Raw genomic sequence first — 16676 nt, forward strand, 5'->3', positions numbered from 1 at the left:
CGTGGTAAGTCTGGGGGCGTGTCCGACAGCCTGTTCGACGTGCCCGGCGACGCCGACGCCCGGATCAGCTCGGCGGCGCCGACGTCGGCCCCGCTGGCCGTCCGGATGCGTCCGGCCAGCCTGGACGAGGTCGTCGGGCAGGAGAACCTGCTGCGCCAGGGGTCACCGCTGCGCCGCCTGGTCGAAGGCTCCGGCGCCGCGTCGGTGATCCTGTACGGACCGCCCGGCACCGGCAAGACCACGCTCGCGTCGCTGGTGTCGCAGGCCACCGGGCGGCGGTTCGAGGCGCTGTCCGCGCTGAGCGCCGGAGTCAAGGAAGTCCGCGCCGTCATCGACAACGCACGCCGCGCCGCGGCCTACGGTGAGCAGACCGTGCTGTTCATCGACGAGGTGCACCGCTTTTCCAAGACCCAGCAGGACGCCCTGCTGGCGGCGGTGGAGAACCGGATCGTGCTGCTGGTGGCCGCCACCACCGAGAACCCGTCGTTCTCGGTGGTCGCTCCGCTGCTGTCGCGCTCCCTGATCCTGCAGTTGCAGCCGCTGACCGCCGACAGCATCCGCACCGTGGTGTTGCGCGCCATCGACGACCCACGCGGGTTGAACGGCGCGGTCACCGTCGACGATGACGCCGTCGACCTGGTGGTGCAGCTGTCGGCGGGGGACGCTCGACGGGCGCTGACCGCCCTGGAAGTCGCCGCCGAATCCGGCGAGCACGTCACCGTCGAGGTGATCGAGCAGTCTCTGGACAAGGCGGCTGTGCGCTATGACCGCGACGGTGACCAGCACTACGACGTGATCAGCGCGTTCATCAAGTCGATCCGCGGCTCGGACGTCGACGCCGCGCTGCACTATCTGGCGCGGATGCTGGTGGCGGGGGAGGACCCCCGGTTCCTGGCGCGCCGGCTGATGATCCTGGCCAGCGAGGACATCGGGATGGCCGACCCGACAGCGTTGCTGACTGCGGTCGCCGCCGCGCAGACTGTCGCGCTGATCGGTATGCCCGAGGCGCAGCTGACGCTCGCGCACGCGACCGTGCACCTGGCGACCGCGCCGAAATCCAATGCGGTGACCACCGCGCTCGGTGCCGCGATGAACGACATCCGCAGCGGCAAAGCCGGTTTGGTGCCTGCTCATCTGCGCGACGGGCACTACGCCGGCGCGGCCAAGCTCGGCAACGCGGTCGGGTACCGGTATCCGCATGACGACCCCGATGGTGTTGTGCCGCAACAGTATCCACCGGATGAGGTGGTGGGAGTCGACTACTACAAGCCGACGAACCACGGTGCCGAGCGTGAGATCGGCAGTCGGTTGGACAAACTGCGCGCGATCATCCGGCGTAGGCGCTGAAGCGGTGTCAGTGCGGCAGCGGCGCCGGTCGAGCCGGCCGCTGCGCCCGCCGGCGGATGCCGCGCAGCATCCCGCGTTCCATCAGGAAGTGCACGATGTCGAAGGCCGATTGACCGACCGGGGCGCCGCTTCCGCGAACCAGCAGCCGGGTCCGTCCGTCGTTCGGCCGCAAACAGAACGCCCAGGACCCGAACGCTTTCTCGCCCCGCTGCACCCGGTCGTAGTCGGCCGCCGACATCAGCACGAGATGCGAGTTGGGCTCGATCGCCGCGACCAGCTGTCGGGCTCGCCGGCCGTAGCGTTGCGCCAGCCACACCGTGTCACCGACCTCGAGCTGCTGCCATTCCGGGTGCACGACGTCGGCGTTGTGAATCCGGGCCCCGACCAAACGCTCGAGAACGTCGTAACTGTAGAAACCGCCTCGGTTCTCACCGATCTGCACCAGCCACGGCCAGACGTCCTCGACGGCCGCGTCGATGGTGATCGCCCGGGTGGTGCGGGCGCTGCCGGGTTCCACCAAGTCGTCGCCGGGAAGCTCGGCGGCGACCTCCGCATCGGTGGCGCCCCAGGCGTACATCGTGGGTCGGAGCACCCAGCGGTAGACCGCGGCAATCCCGGCGGCCGCCATCCACGTGGCGAGTACCGGCCTCTGCTTGCTCATAGCCGGCAACGTTGCCCCGTCCGGCAGGCCCGGGGCAGGGCCTTAAGTCCCGGGGTTGTCCTCTGGCTCTAGGCCAGTTCCGGGACCCGCAGCCGGGCGATCGCCAACTCGAACTCGCCGACGTCGAGTTGGTCGGCGCCCAGATCGCGCAGCAATGCGGTCCGCAGCGACCGCGCCGCGTCGCGGCTGCGTTCCATCGCGTCCTGGCTGTCGTACGTGGTCGACACCACGGCGCGGCCGGTGGATCGGTCGCACATCATGCTCGTACTGCAGAACCCGTCGAGCTGCTCGATCTCCGGCAGCACCGTCGTCTTGTAGAACGCGACAGCCTGATCGAACTGGTCGGGTCTGGCCTGCAGCCAGGTGGCCCGCACACAGGCACCCGCGCTGGAACGGTGGTCGCGATGCACGGCGGCGATCTCCCATTCGTCCACCGTCGGAGAGGCCCCGAGCACCCGGGCCGCCCGGTCGCGAAACAGTCGGACCTCGTCGGCGCTGGAGTGCATGGCCGCATCGTCGGCCCAGGCGGTGGTGACGATGCACCGGCCCGATTCGCGGTCGGTCAGAAGTGACATGCCGATACATCCGGCCATGTCCTGCAGAGCCGGCATCACCTCGTCGCGGAAGACCGCGATTCCGCCGTCGATGGATTCCGGGCGCGCGGCAAACGTGGTAGAGCGTGCGTGCACTTCTCCACCCCCTTCGAGTCGGGGCAGCGCCCCGGTGGCGCCACCGGCACTGTTCACCTTCCTCCGCCGGGTATGAGCCGGCAACGGTTTCGGCCAGGTCGCCTAGGCTGGAATCCGTGGACACCGACGTGCTCGACATCGACAGCTCGCGGCGCCGGATCGTCGACCTGACCGACGAGGTGCGGTCGTTCTGCCGCGGCCGCGGGGACGGACTGTGCAACGTGTTCGTGCCGCACGCCACCGCCGGCGTCGCCGTCATCGAAACCGGGGCCGGCTCCGATCACGATCTGCTCGACACCCTGGATCGGCTGCTGCCGCGGGATGAGCGCTACCGCCACTCGCACGGTTCGCCGGGGCACGGCGCCGATCATGTGCTGCCGGCCATCGTCGCGCCGTCGGTGACCGTTCCGGTGGCCGACGGCACGCCGCTGCTGGGCACCTGGCAGAGCATCGTGCTGGTCGACCTGAACCGGGACAATCCGCGACGATCGGTCCGACTGAGCTTCGTCGGCGGCTGAGCAGAAGGCGCCCGGTAATGTGGTGCGGTCGAAGCGTCCGTCGAGCCGCACCCCGAACGCAAGGAAATTCAGTGCAGACACACGAGATCAGGAAGCGATTCCTGGATCACTTCGTGCAAGCGGGCCACACCGAGGTACCGAGTGCCTCGGTGATCCTCGACGACCCGAACCTGTTGTTCGTCAACGCGGGCATGGTGCAGTTCGTGCCGTTCTTCCTCGGGCAGCGCACCCCGCCCTACGAGACGGCCACCAGCATTCAGAAGTGCATCCGCACTCCCGACATCGACGAGGTGGGCATCACCACCCGCCACAACACCTTCTTCCAGATGGCGGGCAACTTCTCGTTCGGCGACTACTTCAAGCGCCGCGCGATCGAGCTGGCGTGGACCTTGCTGACCAAACCCGTCGAGCAGGGCGGTTACGGGTTCGACCCGGAGCGGCTGTGGGCGACGGTCTTCTACGACGACGACGAAGCCGAGCAGCTGTGGCAGGAGGTCGCCGGGCTGCCGCCGGAACGTATTCAACGCCGTGGCATGGCCGACAACTACTGGTCGATGGGCATCCCCGGGCCGTGCGGTCCCTGCTCGGAGATCTACTACGACCGCGGTCCCGAGTACGGCGTCGAAGGTGGCCCGGAAGCCGACGAGAACCGCTACATCGAGATCTGGAATCTCGTGTTCATGCAGAACGAGCGCGGCGAAGGTACGTCCAAGGACGACTTCGAGATCCTCGGGCCGCTGCCGCGCAAGAACATCGACACCGGCATGGGTGTCGAGCGCATCGCCTGCCTGCTGCAGAACGTCGACAATGTCTACGAAACCGACCTGCTGAGACCGGTGATCGACATTGTCAGCGGCTGGGCCCCGCGCGGGTATGGCCAGGGCTCGCACTCCGACGACGTCCGCTACCGGGTGATCGCCGACCACAGCCGCACGGCGGCGATCATCATCGGTGACGGGGTCACCCCAGGAAACGAGGGCCGCGGCTACGTGCTGCGGCGCCTCCTGCGGCGCATCATCCGCTCGGCCAAGCTGCTCGGGGTGGAGCAGCCGATCATGGCGGACCTGATGGTCACCGTGCGCGACGCGATGGGCCCGTCCTATCCGGAATTGGTCAGCGATTTCGACCGGATCCAGCGCATCGCGGTGGCCGAGGAAACCGCGTTCAACCGGACGTTGGCGTCGGGGTCGAGGCTGTTCGAGGAGGCCGCCGCCGCGACGAAGTCGGCAGGCAAGACCGTGCTGGGCGGCTCGGAGGCGTTCACCCTGCACGACACCTACGGCTTCCCGATCGAGCTCACCCTGGAAATGGCGGCCGAGGCGGACCTGAGCGTCGACGAGCTCGGGTTCCGTGAGCTGATGGCCGAGCAGCGGCGCCGCGCCAAGGCCGACGCCGCGGCCCGCAAGCACGCCCACGCCGACCTCTCGGCGTTTCGCGAGCTGGTCGACGCCGGGCCGACGGAGTTCACCGGATTCGACGAATTGACTTCTGAGGCAAGGATTCTCGGCATTTTCGTGGATGGCAAGCGAGTGCCGGTGGTCGCCCACGGCGGTCGCGAGCAAGCTCCCGAGCGCGTCGAGATCGTGCTGGACCGCACCCCGCTCTACGCCGAGTCCGGCGGGCAGATCGCCGATGCCGGTTCGATTTCCGGCACCGGTGGCAGCGGGTCGGCGAAAGCCGCGGTCACCGATGTGCAGAAGGTCGCCAAAACCCTGTGGGTGCACCGGGTCAACGTCGAGTCCGGCGAGTTCGTCGAGGGCGACACCGTGACCGCGGCCGTCGACCCGGAGTGGCGCCGCGGTGCCACCCAGGGCCACTCCGGCACGCACATGGTGCACGCCGCATTGCGACAGGTGTTGGGCCCCAATGCCGTTCAGGCCGGTTCGCTGAATCGCCCGGGTTACCTGAGGTTCGACTTCAACTATCAGGGCGCGTTGAGCGACGAGCAACGCGCTCAGGTCGAGGAAGTCACCAACGAGGCCGTGCAGGCCGACTTCGAGGTGCATACGTTCAACGAGAAGCTGGAGAAAGCCAAGGCGATGGGCGCCATGGCGATGTTCGGCGAGTCCTACCCCGACGAGGTCCGGGTGGTCGAGATCGGCGGGCCGTTCTCCCTGGAGCTCTGCGGCGGCACGCACGTGCACAACTCGGCGCAGATCGGTCCGGTCACCATTCTGGGCGAGTCGTCGGTCGGCTCCGGGGTTCGCCGCGTCGAGGCCTACGTCGGACTGGACTCGTTCCGCCACCTCGCCAAGGAACGCGCACTGATGGCCGGTCTGGCGTCGTCGCTCAAGGTTCCCTCCGATGAGGTGCCGGCCCGGGTGGCCACCCTCGTCGAGAAGCTCAAGGCCGCCGAGAAGGAACTCGACCGGGTTCGGCTGGCGACCGCACGCGCCGCCGCGGCGAACGCCGCCGCGGGGGCCGAGCAGGTGGGTAAGGTCCGTCTCGTGGCGCAGCGGATGTCGGCCGGCATGAACGCCGGTGATCTGCGCTCCCTGGTCGGTGACATCCGCGGCAAGATGGGCTCGGAGCCCGGGGTCGTGGTGCTCATCAGCGAGGGTGACGACGGTGCGGTTCCTTTCGTGGTGGCCACCAATGCGGCCGCACAGGACGCCGGGCTGCGCGCGGACGAACTCATCAAGCAGATTTCTTCGGCTGTCGGCGGACGGGGCGGCGGCAAGGCTGATCTGGCGCAGGGATCCGGCAAGTACCCGGCCGGAATCGATGCGGCACTGGGGGCGGTTCGCGCAGAGATCGCGCGGAGCTAGCCTCAGTGCTCTCCGCACAGAACCGCGTGCCTGACCGGCCCGGCGCAGACGATCCCGGGCGAGGGCGACGGCTCGGCATCGACGTGGGCACGGTGCGCATCGGGGTGGCGGTCAGCGACCCCGACGGCATCCTGGCCACTCCGGTCGAAACGGTGCGCCGCGAGCGGACCGGCAAGCATCTGCGCCGGCTGAGCGCGCTGGTCGCCGAACACGATGTCGTCGAGGTGGTGGTCGGTCTGCCGCGGACGCTGGCAGACCGGGCCGGGACGTCGGCGCAGGACGCGGTCGAGGTGGCCGACGCGCTGACCGAGCGGATTGCGCCGGTGCCGGTCCGGCTCGCCGACGAACGATTGACGACGGTGGTGGCCCAGCGGTCGCTGCGGGAAGCCGGCGTGCGCGCCAAGGCTCAACGCGGTGTCATCGACCAGGCTGCCGCGGTGGGGATCCTGCAGGGCTGGCTCGACCAGCGCCGGAACGCGCCGGAGGGGCACGGCGAAGCGACCCGGGAAACGACGAGCGCCGGGAGCGACGATGTCTGACGGCTATGACGACCGGTCCGGTCCGGTGGCGGTCGGTCGGCCCCGGCGCAAGCTGAGCCGCCTGGATCGCGTGCGTGCCAAGCGAAACCGCAACCGGCGCAGGATGATCGGCGCTGCAGCGGCCGCCCTGCTGGTGGTGGTCGTGGTGGCGGCGGTCTACTTGGGCGCCAAGCTGTTCAGCGGTGACAGCGGCTACGCCGGCGAGGGCAAGGACGACGTCGTCATCCAGGTGCACGACGGTGACTCGACCACCCAGATCGGTCAGACGCTGCGCGACAAGAACGTCATCTCCAACATCAAGGGATTCGTCGACGCGGCCAAGAACAACGCCTCGATCGCCGCGATTCAGCCCGGCTTCTACACGGTGCGGACCGAGATGTCGGCGTCGGCGGCGGTGGATCGGCTGGCCGACCCGAAGAATCGGGTGGGCAAGCTGGTGATCCCCGAGGGCCGGCAGCTCGACGACATCGCCGAGGTCGGCTCGGGCAAGGTCACCGACGGCATCTTCACCCTGATCTCGAAGTCCACCTGCATTCCGGCGAACGGTCAGCAGAAGTGCGTTGCCGCCCAGGACCTGCGCCGCGCGGCCGAGCAGGTGCCTGCCGCGGAACTGAACGTGCCGGAGTGGGCCGCGCAGCCGGTGACCGCACTGGGCAAGAACCATCGCCGGCTGGAGGGGCTGATCGCCCCGGGCACCTGGAACGTCGACCCGTCGGCATCCCCGCAGGAGATCCTGGCCAAGCTGGTCGGGCAGAGCGCCGACCACTACGTCGCCGTGGGGCTGCTGGACACCGCGGCGGCGATGCGCCTGTCGCCGTATCAGATCCTGATCGTCGGCTCGCTGGTGCAGCGAGAGGCCAAACCCCATGATTTCGCCAAGGTCGCCCGGGTGATCTACAACCGGCTGGGTGTGCCGCAGAAGCTGGAGTTCGACTCGACGGTGAACTATCCGCTGGATCGCCAGGAAGTCGCTACCACCGACGGCGACCGCGCGCAGCTCACTCCGTGGAACACCTACGCCATGGAAGGCCTGCCGGCCACTCCGATCTGCTCGCCCGGCCAGGACGCACTGGCGGCGGCCGAGCGCCCGGAGCCCGGGGACTGGCTGTACTTCGTGACGGTGGACACCGAGGGCACCACCCTGTTCACCCGCGATTACCAGCAGCACCTGGCGAACATCGAGCTGGCCAAACGCAATGGTGTGCTCGACTCCGCGCGATGAACGAAGTGAAGAGGACAAATCGGGCTGGAGCCCGATGAAAGCCGCAGTCCTCGGCTCGCCGGTTGCGCATTCCAAGTCGCCCCTGCTGCACCTGGCCGCCTACCGCGCGCTGGGCCTGACCGACTGGACCTACGAGCGCATCGAATGCACGGCCGCCGAATTGCCGCCTCTGGTGCGGGGATTCGGTCCGGAATGGGTCGGGCTGTCGGTGACGATGCCGGGCAAGTTCGCCGCGCTTGCGGTCGCAGACGAGCGAACCGAACGCGCGGACCTGGTCGGCTCGGCCAACACCCTGGTGCACACCGGACGCGGCTGGCGAGCCGACAACACGGACATCGACGGGGTCGCCGGTGCGCTGGGCCATGTCCGGCATCTGCGGCGGGCCATCGTGCTGGGCTCGGGCGGCACTGCGCCGGCGGCGGTGGTTGCGCTGGCCGACCTCGGCGTCACCGAGGTCACCGTCGTCGCCCGCAATCGTGACAAGGCGGCCCGGCTGCTGGATCTGGGCCGGGCAGTCGAGGTCACCGCGGAGTTCTGCGACCTGACCGAGGCCGGCCTCCCGGCGGTTGTGGCCACCGCTGATGTTCTGGTGAGCACTATCCCCGCCGATGCGGCGGCCGCCTATGCCGGGGTGTTCGCCGGCGTGCCGGTGTTGCTGGACGCGATCTACGATCCATGGCCCACCCCGCTGGCCGCAGCCGTGCAGGACAGCGGCGGCGAGGTCATCAGCGGTGTGCAGATGCTGCTGAACCAGGCGTTCAGTCAGGTCGAACAATTCACAGGCCGCCCTGCGCCGCGAGAGCAGATGGCGGCCGCACTGGGCTAACGTCCGCCCATGCGCGTTGTGGTGGTCGGGATCGTGCTGCTGTGGGCGACGGCGTTGACGGTGTTCGACGTGCGCCACCGGCGGCTGCCCAACTCCCTGACACTGCCCGGAGCGGCCGTGGTGGTGGCTGGTGCTCTGGTGTGTGGTCGCGGATTGCCCGCGCTGGCAGGCGCATTGGCGTTGGCCGCGCTCTATCTTGTTGTGCACCTTGCAGTTCCGGGTGGACTGGGCGCCGGTGATGTGAAGTTGGCGCTGGGTGTCGGGGGATTGACGGGCGCTTTCGGATCCGACGTATGGCTGTTGGCGGCGCTGGGTGCGCCGGTGCTGACGGCGGTGTTGGCGATCGCGGTGGCGGTGCGAGACCGAGCCGCGAGTGTGCCGCACGGTCCGTCGATGTGTCTGGCGAGCCTGGCCGCCGCGGCGCTGGTGGTGTTCTGATGCCGACTCCCGATTGGCTCCGAGCAGGTGCTGCCCCGCGTGACAACGTGAGAAGGTCCACACAAAAACCCTGCTCTAGCTGCGGAAATCCGGCATTACCGTGGAATGCATGACGATCGATTCGATGGACTGGGACGGCGCCTACCGGGACGGGGGATTCTTCGACGGGCCGCCGCCGTGGAACATCGGTGAGCCACAACCCGTGATCGCCGACCTCATCCGGTCCGGCGCGTTCGCCAGCGATGTCCTCGACGCCGGCTGCGGACACGGTGAGGTGTCCCTGGCGTTGGCTGCGGCCGGCCGCACGGTGCTGGGTGTCGAGCTTTCCGAGACGGCGGTGGCATGGGCGCGGCGGTCGGCGGCCCAACGGGGCCTGTCCCGTGCAACATTCGAACAGGGCGATATCACCGCCTTCTCAGGTCATGACGGACGGTTCTCCAGCGTGGTCGACTGCACGTTGTTCCATGCACTACCGGTGGACAAGCGTGAGGCATACCTGAGATCGGTGCATCGCGCCGCTGCCGCGGGCGCCGACTACTACATCCTGGTCTTCGCCAAGGGCGCGTACCCGGCTGAGATGGAGTCCAAGCCCAACGAAGTCGACGCCTACGAGCTTCACGCTGCCGTCGGACGGTACTTTGACGTCGACTTCATTCGTCCCGCACCCATTCTGGCGACAGTGGAAGCGCTGCCTGGACTTCCAGATCTGGTGCTGCCCTTCGAGCGAGATGAACTCGGACGGCTGCAGTTCCCGGGATATCTGCTGCGCGCGAGGAAGTCCGAGTCCGGTATCGCCTGAGCAGCCGCGTCAGCCCGCGTCGCTGCCTGACGACGCGGCGTCGGTGAGCAGTTGACGCAGCCGGTCCAGCGGGTCGCCGCCACCAAGTTGGTGTGGCGCCGACGGCGGGGCTCCGGGACTGGGCAGCCGGTCGGCTGCGATGTCGGACAATCCCTGGCCCGACGGCCCGAGTGCCGGCGGCGGTGTATCGGATTCTGCCGGTGCCGCACCGGCGGGTGGCGGCGGAGGTGGCGGAGGCGGTGGTACGGCATCCGGTTCCGGTGGTGGCGGCGGCGGAACAGATTGCAGTGCAGCGATTTTCGCCGCGAGCCGGGCGTCGGCCTCCGCGCGGACCGTCCGCCGGTCGGGCTGCGGGTCGTCATTTCCGGCGAAGCAGCCGGCGGGCGCCTCGGCGACGACGCGCAGCGCGCTGCGATACCGCTCGCCGGCTGCGTCGGTCCGGCCCGCCGCGGCCGCAACGTCGCCCTGCGTCTCGCGCACCAGCTCCAGGTTGACGCGCGCCGCGCAGGACTGGCCGCCGGCCAGAGCGCGGGAGAAGTCGGTGTCGGCGTCGGCGAGGCGGCCCTCCAGCACCGCGGCGGACCCCCGGGCGAACGGCGCCTTCGCAGGCTCGATCACATTGAGGACCTCCAGCTTCGATGCGTCGTTCTGCAGCGCAGCCCCGTCGCCGCGGCTGAAATGCGTTGCCGCCGAATCACCGATCAGCATGACGGAGATCATCTTGATCACCGCCATCACCGCGAGCAGCACCACCGGTGCCGACCACAGCAGCAGCCGCCTACGCAGCCGCAACCGACCCGCGGTCATCGCGGCTCCCGCCGCGATGCGCGGTTTCGCCAGAACTCCCGCACCGTCAGATAGATCTCGGGCAGCAGCAGGACAGCGGCCAGCAACGCGAACAACCAGTAGAGCTCCACGCGATCGGGGACCGGGGTGGACGACAACGACGCGGCCTCGGTGCCGCCGTCCGGCCGCAGCGTGGGCAGGGCGCGCGTCACCGGCGCAGCGGGGTCTCGATGGACGTACTGCACATCGAGTTCGTCTGCGACGCGGCGTAACCGCTGCTCGTCGAGACCGGAGATCGCCGGGCCGCCGGAGCGGGCGTCGGACAGATAGGTCACCGCGCCGTCGACGTAGGCGCCTGGAATCGGCCCGCCTGCCGCGGTGCCATAGCCGAACACCGCGCCGCCGGACACTCGGCCGCCGGGGTCGAAACTGCCCTGCGATGCCGTCGACCCGCCTGCACCTTCACCGAGGTAGAACACCAGGTTCCGCGCACCGGGGTAGTGCTGTGCCGCCTGGATGAGTTGGTAGCGAAGCAGATTGGCCGCCGCCCCGGCATTCACCGCAGCGGCTGCGTCCGGGGGCACGCTGACATACGGGGAGAGGCCCGCGATCATCGCCTTCAGACTCCAGACGTCCTCGGACAGCGGCCATTCGATCGCGGGGTCCGAGGCGAACCCGATCACCGCGAACCGCGCCTTCGGATAGGTGTCGACGATCGCGGCCATGTCGGTGCGGATGCCGGACATCCGCGTCGCCCCGCCGTAGTCGGCGACGCGGGAGTCCACGGAGCGGTCGACGAGGAAGAACACGTTGGTGTTCGCGCCCTGACTGACGGCGGCCGCATCGCGATCGGGTTGGGCCGGGGCGGCCGTCTCGATACCCGGGCGCGCCGCTGCGACGACGAGCAGCAGCATGGCCACTGTTGTTGCTCCCCAGCGCAGCAGAACCGCGCGTCGATGCTCACCGGGGTGTGCCAGGACCCCCGACAGGGTGACGGCCCTGGCGCCGACGATGACGGCGGCGAGCACCAGCAGTACGGCGATCGGCAGCACGGGATGCACGGTCATCGGCGCGCCACCACGAGGGCCACACCCAGCAGGGCGGCGGCGGCCAGCCCGGTGATGAGCAGCGGGCCGGGCTCGTCGGGCAGTTGTCCGCTGATCCGCGCGCCGCCGGGCAGCACCACCGGTGCGGGGTTGGCGGCGATCGCCTGCAGATCATCGGGCAGGGTGGGATCCGACCCGCCGGGCCCGGCGGCGTGATAGCGGAAGAACCGGCCGCCGGTGCGTCCGGTGAGAGTGGTGAGTTCGGCGTCACCGCGCTGGGCGGCATCGCTGACGTCCACCCGGGCGATGGCGTTGACCTGGATGCCGGCCTTGTCCGCCATGTCGGCCACCTGCTGTTCGCTGAACAGGGTGCGTCCGTCACCGGGCCCGAATGTGCTGGGCCCCAGATAGATCAGTGACCGGCGGCGAGTGGTGGGTTCGGTGCCGAAACCGGTCATGCACAGCGCGAGGGTGTCCCGCAGGCTGGGCGCATAGTCGGTGTAGGTCACCGACTTGGCGAACTGCGCGGCCTGCTGCGGAGTCGGCGCGGCGTAGTCGCCGAGGCGTTGGGCGGCGTACTGGTAGTCACGGGTCAGCGGAAGCAGCCGCACCGTCGGGGAGGTCAGGCCGATTCGCTGGGCATCGAAGGTCGTAGCCTTTCCCGCGAAGTGATCGAGGAATTGCGCGGTGGTGCCGTCGGTGACCGGCGCTGCGACACACAGCATCACGTCCTCGGGGTGCAGCGCGTCGAACTCCCGCCCCGACCCCGACGGCCGCGCGGCGGTCAGCGCGGCGGTCAGGAACAGGACCACCAGCAGCGCGATCGTCGTTGCCGCCAGGACGATTTCGCGCCGCCGGATCCGGGCGTACTCGGGCAGTGCGGTCAACCGGTCGACGTGGGCCAGCGGCCGCAGCGTCCGGTCGGCCGTCGCCGTCGGCAGGGTCAGTGCCAGCACCACGCAGACGGCCAGGCATGCCATCCCGGCCAGGGCGATCGGCCACCATCTCAGATCCACGAGCGGATCAACTCCTCGGCCTGCGCGCCCAACCGGTCGGGGTCGGCGTCGGTACCGGTGTCGAATCGGGCGTCGCGCAGCGCCGCGATCAGCGGGGCGGCCGGTGCCAGTGCCCCGGCCGCGATCTCGTCGACATGCAGATACTGCGCCCGCACCCCGGTCGCCTGATGCAGGAAGCTGCGCACGGTGTGGCTCATCTGGTCGTAGGCCTGCGCATCGGACAGCTCACCGCGGCGCCGCAGCTCGATGATCCTGCGGATGCCGCCGGCGAAGCGCCGTCGCGTCAACCGGGCATGCAGATCGCCGAACGCGGGCAGTTTGCGAAGCCGGTCGTTGGGCAGAGTGACCACGAAAACCGCTGCGTACCAAACTATTATGACCGCGAGAAGGATGATCGCCAGCCACAGCCACCAGGACGAGTACGGTGTGGGGCCGCCGACGAAGCGCAACAGGTCACCCGGCACGGGCGAACACCTCCGCCATGGCGGTGAGCCGCGACCGGATCTCGTCGCTGCGTCCGATCGCGGTGAACGGGATCGCGTGGGTGGTCAGAAACGCCTCGAGCCGCGCCCGGCGGCGCTTCTCGGCGCGCCGGTAGGCGACCTCGACCCGCCGGCCCAACCGGGACCGGCTCGGCACCACCGCGCCCGTGGTGACGTCATAGCCGTCGCCGTCACCGCTGACTGCGGGCATGTCGGACACAAAAACCCACAGCATGTCGTGGCGGGCCGCCAGCCGGGCGGTGACCTCGTCGAGGCCGGCGGTCACGTCAGGTTCGTCGGACACCACGATCACCAACATCGGTCGGCGGTAATGCGTTGCCACATAGCGCAATTGGTCTTCTATGCGGCTCGGTCCCGGGCTGGTCGTGGTGTGCCGGTAGACGTGGTCGAGCATGCTCTCGATATGCGTTTCGCCGCGGCCGGGCCGGATGCTCACACACCCCCTGGTGTCTCCGTACACCATCCCGATCTCGTCCGAGCGGCCCAGCGTGATCAACCCGATGGCGCCCAGGATCGCCTCGGCCACATCGAGTTTGGTCTCACCGCCGGCCGCGAGTGCGGTCATGTTCCGGCCGGCGTCGGCGACCAGCAGGATCTTGTGATGCTTCTCGGACACGAAGCGCTTGATCAGCACCGTGCCCGATCGCGCGGTGGCCTTCCAGTCGATGTCGCGGACGTCATCGCCCGGCACGTACGGGCGCAGGTCGTCGAACTCCATGCTGCGGGTGTGCAGCAGCGCGTAGCGGCCGCCTTCCAGGAGCCCGCGGGTGTCAGTGCCGAAGAACCGCTTGGCCCGGTTGAGATGTTGGCCCATGCCTTCAGGGCACTCGCACCGCGTGCAGGATCGCGTCGATCACCGTGTCGGAGGTGACGCCGGTGGCTGCCGCCTCGAAACCGAGAATCAGCCGGTGCCGCAGGATGCGGTGCGCGAGTGTGGCGATGTCGTCGGGGATGACGTGGCCGCGGCCGGAGAGCACCGCCAGCGCGCGGGCGGCCCGGCAGAACGCGATCGTGGCACGCGGACTGGCGCCGTACTCGACCAGCCGGGCCAGCTTGGGCTCCAGATACACCTGCGGATTGCGGCTGACAGCGACCAGTTCACTGGCGTAGCGCATCAGCGCCGGGTCCATCTGCACGCCGCGCACCACCCGCTGCAGAGCGCGGATGTCGTCGAGGCCGACCACCGCGCCGCGGCGACGGTCCTTGTCGAACAGGCCGGCGTCCATCCGGTGGATCATCTCGACCTCTTCGGCCACCGACGGATAGGCCACGACGTCCTTGAGCATGAACCGGTCGGTCTGGGCCTCCGACAGCGGATAGGTGCCCTCCTGGTCGACGGGGTTCTGGGTGGCGACCACCAGGAACGGCTCGTCGATGGGGTAGACCGTGCCCGCGATGGTGGTCTGGCGTTCCTCCATCGCCTCCAGCATCGCGCTCTGGGTCTTGGCGCTGGACCTGTTGATCTCGTCGAGCAGCACGATGTTGGTGTGCACCGGCCCCAGCTGGGTGACGAACCGATTGGTCGCGGCCTCGTACACCTGGGTTCCGATGATGTCGCTGGGCAGCAGATCCGGGGTGCACTGGATGCGGTGGAAACCGCCGTGGATGGATTCGGCGACCACCCGCGCGGCCGTGGTCTTGGCCAGCCCGGGCACGCTCTCGATCAGTACGTGGCCGCCCGCGGCCAGCCCGATGAGCAGCGATTCCCGCAGGTTGTCCTGCCCGACGACGGTGGCGGAAAAGGCGGCAGACACCGCATCCACCGTGCGACGGGCCTGGTCGAGGGAGCACGGATCAGTCTGCAGTCGAGCGGTGGTCATCAAGTCCTTTCACCGACTAGGCGATTCGGGTGTCGTCATCCGCCGGGGCCGGCAGCAGCCCGCCGAACGGGAAGTCGAACGGGCAGTCATACGGGAAGTCATAGTCACCGTATTCATCCCCTTCCGGGTCGGGCTTCGTTACGTCGCCGGCGTCGTCGTCGGTGATGTCGGGAGCGAAGTTCTCCGGCACGAGGGTGGGCACGACATCAGGGGACTCCTCGCTGTTCTGCTCTCGGCGCAGGTCGGCGGCGACCAGTCCCAACCCGGCCAGCGCCAATACGATCACCCCGGCCGCCGCCCAGACGCTGCCGCTGATCAACGCCACCAGGAACATCACGCAGCCTGCGGCGGCGACGATGACCGCGTTGCGCATGATGTCCTCCCGAATGGCGGGTTACCCGCTGGTTGCGCCGCGAACACCCGGCGGTGGGAAAGCAGATTGGGTCTGCCGTGACCGACGTGGGAAGATGGGACGCGTGTTGCGATGGACGACCGCCGGTGAATCTCACGGCCGCGCGCTGGTAGCCGTGGTCGAAGGCATGGTTGCCGGTGTCGGCGTGACCTCGGCCGACATTGCCGGGCAGTTGGCCCGCCGGCGCCTGGGCTACGGCCGCGGTGCCCGGATGAAGTTCGAGCAGGACCAGGTCACCGTGCTGGCCGGGGTGCGCCACGGCGAGACGCTGGGCGGCCCGATCGCCATCGAGATCGGTAACACCGAGTGGCCGAAGTGGGAAACCGTGATGGCGTCCGACCCGGTGGCCCAGGAGGAATTGGACGTTGCGCGCAACGCGCCGCTGACCCGTCCCCGACCCGGTCACGCCGATTTCGCCGGCATGCTCAAATACGGCTTCGACGACGCCCGTCCGGTTCTTGAGCGGGCCAGCGCCCGCGAGACCGCCGCCCGCGTCGCGGCCGGCACCCTGGCCCGGTCCTTCCTGCGGCAAGCCCTCGGCGTCGAAGTGCTCTCCCACGTCATCTCGATCGGCGCGTCGGCGCCTTACGACGGACCGCCGCCGGCGGCCGGCGATCTGGACCGCATCGACGAGAGCCCGGTCCGTGCGTTCGACTCCGACGCCGAAGCCGACATGATCGCCCAGATCGAAGCCGCCAAACGCGACGGCGACACCCTCGGTGGCGTCGTCGAGGTCGTCGTCCACGGCCTGCCGATCGGGCTCGGCTCGTTCACCAGCGGTGAGAACCGGCTGGACAGCCAGCTCGCGGGCGCGGTGATGGGGATCCAGGCCATCAAAGGTGTCGAGATCGGCGACGGTTTCGAGACCGCGCGCCGCCGCGGCAGCCAGGCCCACGACGAGATGTATCCCGGCCCGGACGGCGTGGTGCGTTCCACGAACCGGGCCGGCGGCCTGGAAGGCGGGATGACCAACGGTCTTCCGCTGCGGGTGCGGGCGGCGATGAAACCGATCTCCACCGTGCCCCGGGCACTGGCCACTGTCGACATGGCCACCGGTGACGAGGCCGTGGCGATCCACCAGCGTTCCGACGTGTGCGCGGTGCCCGCCGCCGCCGTGGTCGTCGAGACCATGGTCGCCCTCGTGCTGGCGCGCGCGGTACTGGAGAAGTTCGGCGGCGACTCGCTGCGGGAGACCCGCCGCAACGTCGAGGGCTACCTGCAGTCTGTAGCTGAGCGGATGCCCGCCGAGACGCAAGATTCGCCTGTGCGGGCGTCGGGATAGCACG

Annotated in this window: 18 protein-coding genes; 9 read left to right on the plus strand and 9 right to left on the minus strand. The window is 69.2% G+C overall.

Going from position 1 to position 16676, the window contains the following annotated elements; translation table 11 throughout:
* Positions 1–18 precede the first annotated feature (18 nt).
* Complete coding sequence (locus G6N32_RS11425) at positions 19–1347, plus strand: replication-associated recombination protein A (protein ID WP_115319692.1); 1329 nt, start codon at positions 19–21, stop codon at positions 1345–1347.
* A gap of 7 nt (positions 1348–1354) precedes the next feature.
* Here the strand turns inward: G6N32_RS11425 and G6N32_RS11430 are convergent, their stop codons facing one another.
* Both G6N32_RS11430 and G6N32_RS11435 read right to left on the minus strand, forming a co-directional pair.
* Complete coding sequence (locus tag G6N32_RS11430) at positions 1355–2008, minus strand: hypothetical protein (protein ID WP_115319693.1); 654 nt, start codon at positions 2006–2008, stop codon at positions 1355–1357.
* A gap of 68 nt (positions 2009–2076) precedes the next feature.
* Positions 2077–2697 carry an antibiotic biosynthesis monooxygenase gene (locus tag G6N32_RS11435; protein WP_115321097.1) on the minus strand — a complete coding sequence of 207 codons (621 nt, stop codon included), beginning with the start codon at positions 2695–2697 and terminating at the stop codon, positions 2077–2079.
* A 116-nt stretch (positions 2698–2813) separates the two neighbouring features.
* Between G6N32_RS11435 and G6N32_RS11440 the strand changes: the two genes are divergently transcribed.
* The 7 genes from G6N32_RS11440 to G6N32_RS11470 all read left to right on the plus strand — a co-directional run bounded on the left by G6N32_RS11440 (position 2814) and on the right by G6N32_RS11470 (position 9807).
* A complete protein-coding gene (locus G6N32_RS11440) occupies positions 2814–3215 on the plus strand; it encodes a secondary thiamine-phosphate synthase enzyme YjbQ (protein WP_115319694.1) in 402 nt (133 codons plus the stop codon).
* A gap of 71 nt (positions 3216–3286) precedes the next feature.
* Entirely contained in the window at positions 3287–5983 is a 2697-nt protein-coding gene (gene alaS / locus G6N32_RS11445) for an alanine--tRNA ligase (RefSeq protein ID WP_115319695.1), read from the plus strand.
* Positions 5984–5988: 5 nt separating this feature from the next.
* Positions 5989–6522, plus strand: coding sequence for a Holliday junction resolvase RuvX (ruvX, locus tag G6N32_RS11450; protein WP_115319696.1), 534 nt, complete (start codon positions 5989–5991; stop codon positions 6520–6522).
* Positions 6515–7744, plus strand: a complete 1230-nt coding sequence (locus tag G6N32_RS11455) for an endolytic transglycosylase MltG (RefSeq protein WP_115319697.1) — start codon at positions 6515–6517, stop codon at positions 7742–7744. Before ruvX ends, G6N32_RS11455 begins: the two co-directional genes overlap by 8 nt.
* Positions 7719–8570: a shikimate dehydrogenase gene (locus G6N32_RS11460; RefSeq protein ID WP_163789232.1), complete on the plus strand. Its 852-nt coding sequence runs from the start codon at positions 7719–7721 to the stop codon at positions 8568–8570. Before G6N32_RS11455 ends, G6N32_RS11460 begins: the two co-directional genes overlap by 26 nt.
* A 9-nt stretch (positions 8571–8579) precedes the next feature.
* Positions 8580–9008, plus strand: a complete 429-nt coding sequence (locus G6N32_RS11465) for a prepilin peptidase (RefSeq protein ID WP_115319699.1) — start codon at positions 8580–8582, stop codon at positions 9006–9008.
* 109 nt (positions 9009–9117) lie between these two features.
* Positions 9118–9807 carry a class I SAM-dependent methyltransferase gene (locus G6N32_RS11470; RefSeq protein WP_115319700.1) on the plus strand — a complete coding sequence of 230 codons (690 nt, stop codon included), beginning with the start codon at positions 9118–9120 and terminating at the stop codon, positions 9805–9807.
* A gap of 9 nt (positions 9808–9816) precedes the next feature.
* Here the strand turns inward: G6N32_RS11470 and G6N32_RS11475 are convergent, their stop codons facing one another.
* Genes G6N32_RS11475 through G6N32_RS11505 form a run of 7 tightly spaced genes read right to left on the minus strand, consistent with a single transcriptional unit; the run spans position 9817 to position 15351 of the window.
* Entirely contained in the window at positions 9817–10614 is a 798-nt protein-coding gene (locus G6N32_RS11475) for a hypothetical protein (protein WP_115319701.1), read from the minus strand.
* On the minus strand, positions 10611–11660 hold the full coding sequence (locus tag G6N32_RS11480) for a vWA domain-containing protein (RefSeq protein ID WP_115319702.1): 1050 nt from the start codon (positions 11658–11660) through the stop codon (positions 10611–10613). Before G6N32_RS11480 ends, G6N32_RS11475 begins: the two co-directional genes overlap by 4 nt.
* Entirely contained in the window at positions 11657–12655 is a 999-nt protein-coding gene (locus tag G6N32_RS11485; protein ID WP_115319703.1) for a hypothetical protein, read from the minus strand. Before G6N32_RS11485 ends, G6N32_RS11480 begins: the two co-directional genes overlap by 4 nt.
* Entirely contained in the window at positions 12646–13119 is a 474-nt protein-coding gene (locus G6N32_RS11490) for a hypothetical protein (RefSeq protein ID WP_115319704.1), read from the minus strand. Before G6N32_RS11490 ends, G6N32_RS11485 begins: the two co-directional genes overlap by 10 nt.
* Positions 13109–13972 (minus strand): DUF58 domain-containing protein, encoded by an 864-nt coding sequence (locus tag G6N32_RS11495; protein ID WP_115319705.1) that lies wholly within the window; start codon positions 13970–13972, stop codon positions 13109–13111. The genes G6N32_RS11490 and G6N32_RS11495 overlap by 11 nt, the downstream gene beginning before the upstream one ends.
* 4 nt (positions 13973–13976) lie before the next feature.
* Positions 13977–14978, minus strand: coding sequence for an AAA family ATPase (locus G6N32_RS11500; protein ID WP_115319706.1), 1002 nt, complete (start codon positions 14976–14978; stop codon positions 13977–13979).
* Between the two features lie 16 nt (positions 14979–14994).
* On the minus strand, positions 14995–15351 hold the full coding sequence (locus G6N32_RS11505; protein WP_115319707.1) for a hypothetical protein: 357 nt from the start codon (positions 15349–15351) through the stop codon (positions 14995–14997).
* Between the two features lie 94 nt (positions 15352–15445).
* Here G6N32_RS11505 and aroC point away from each other — a divergent pair, with 94 nt between their 5' ends.
* The gene (aroC, locus tag G6N32_RS11510) at positions 15446–16672 is read left to right on the plus strand and encodes a chorismate synthase (RefSeq protein WP_272871150.1); all 1227 of its coding nucleotides are present in this window, start codon (positions 15446–15448) and stop codon (positions 16670–16672) included.
* The last annotated feature ends 4 nt before the right edge of the window (positions 16673–16676 follow it).

The sequence above is a fragment of the Mycolicibacterium aichiense genome (assembly GCF_010726245.1).
Taxonomy (GTDB): domain Bacteria; phylum Actinomycetota; class Actinomycetes; order Mycobacteriales; family Mycobacteriaceae; genus Mycobacterium; species Mycobacterium aichiense.

Excerpts from the sequence above, each read along its gene's own strand:
- G6N32_RS11470 (WP_115319700.1), top strand. The coding sequence starts at position 9,118 with ATGACGATCGATTCGATGGACTGGGACGGCGCCTACCGGGACGGGGGA.
- G6N32_RS11505 (WP_115319707.1), bottom strand. The coding sequence starts at position 15,351 with ATGCGCAACGCGGTCATCGTCGCCGCCGCAGGCTGCGTGATGTTCCTG.
- aroC (WP_272871150.1), top strand. The coding sequence starts at position 15,446 with ATGGGACGCGTGTTGCGATGGACGACCGCCGGTGAATCTCACGGCCGC.
- G6N32_RS11495 (WP_115319705.1), bottom strand. The coding sequence starts at position 13,972 with ATGGGCCAACATCTCAACCGGGCCAAGCGGTTCTTCGGCACTGACACC.
- G6N32_RS11460 (WP_163789232.1), top strand. The coding sequence starts at position 7,719 with ATGGTGTGCTCGACTCCGCGCGATGAACGAAGTGAAGAGGACAAATCG.
- G6N32_RS11475 (WP_115319701.1), bottom strand. The coding sequence starts at position 10,614 with ATGACCGCGGGTCGGTTGCGGCTGCGTAGGCGGCTGCTGCTGTGGTCG.
- G6N32_RS11430 (WP_115319693.1), bottom strand. The coding sequence starts at position 2,008 with ATGAGCAAGCAGAGGCCGGTACTCGCCACGTGGATGGCGGCCGCCGGG.
- G6N32_RS11465 (WP_115319699.1), top strand. The coding sequence starts at position 8,580 with ATGCGCGTTGTGGTGGTCGGGATCGTGCTGCTGTGGGCGACGGCGTTG.
- G6N32_RS11500 (WP_115319706.1), bottom strand. The coding sequence starts at position 14,978 with ATGACCACCGCTCGACTGCAGACTGATCCGTGCTCCCTCGACCAGGCC.
- G6N32_RS11455 (WP_115319697.1), top strand. The coding sequence starts at position 6,515 with ATGTCTGACGGCTATGACGACCGGTCCGGTCCGGTGGCGGTCGGTCGG.
- G6N32_RS11480 (WP_115319702.1), bottom strand. The coding sequence starts at position 11,660 with ATGACCGTGCATCCCGTGCTGCCGATCGCCGTACTGCTGGTGCTCGCC.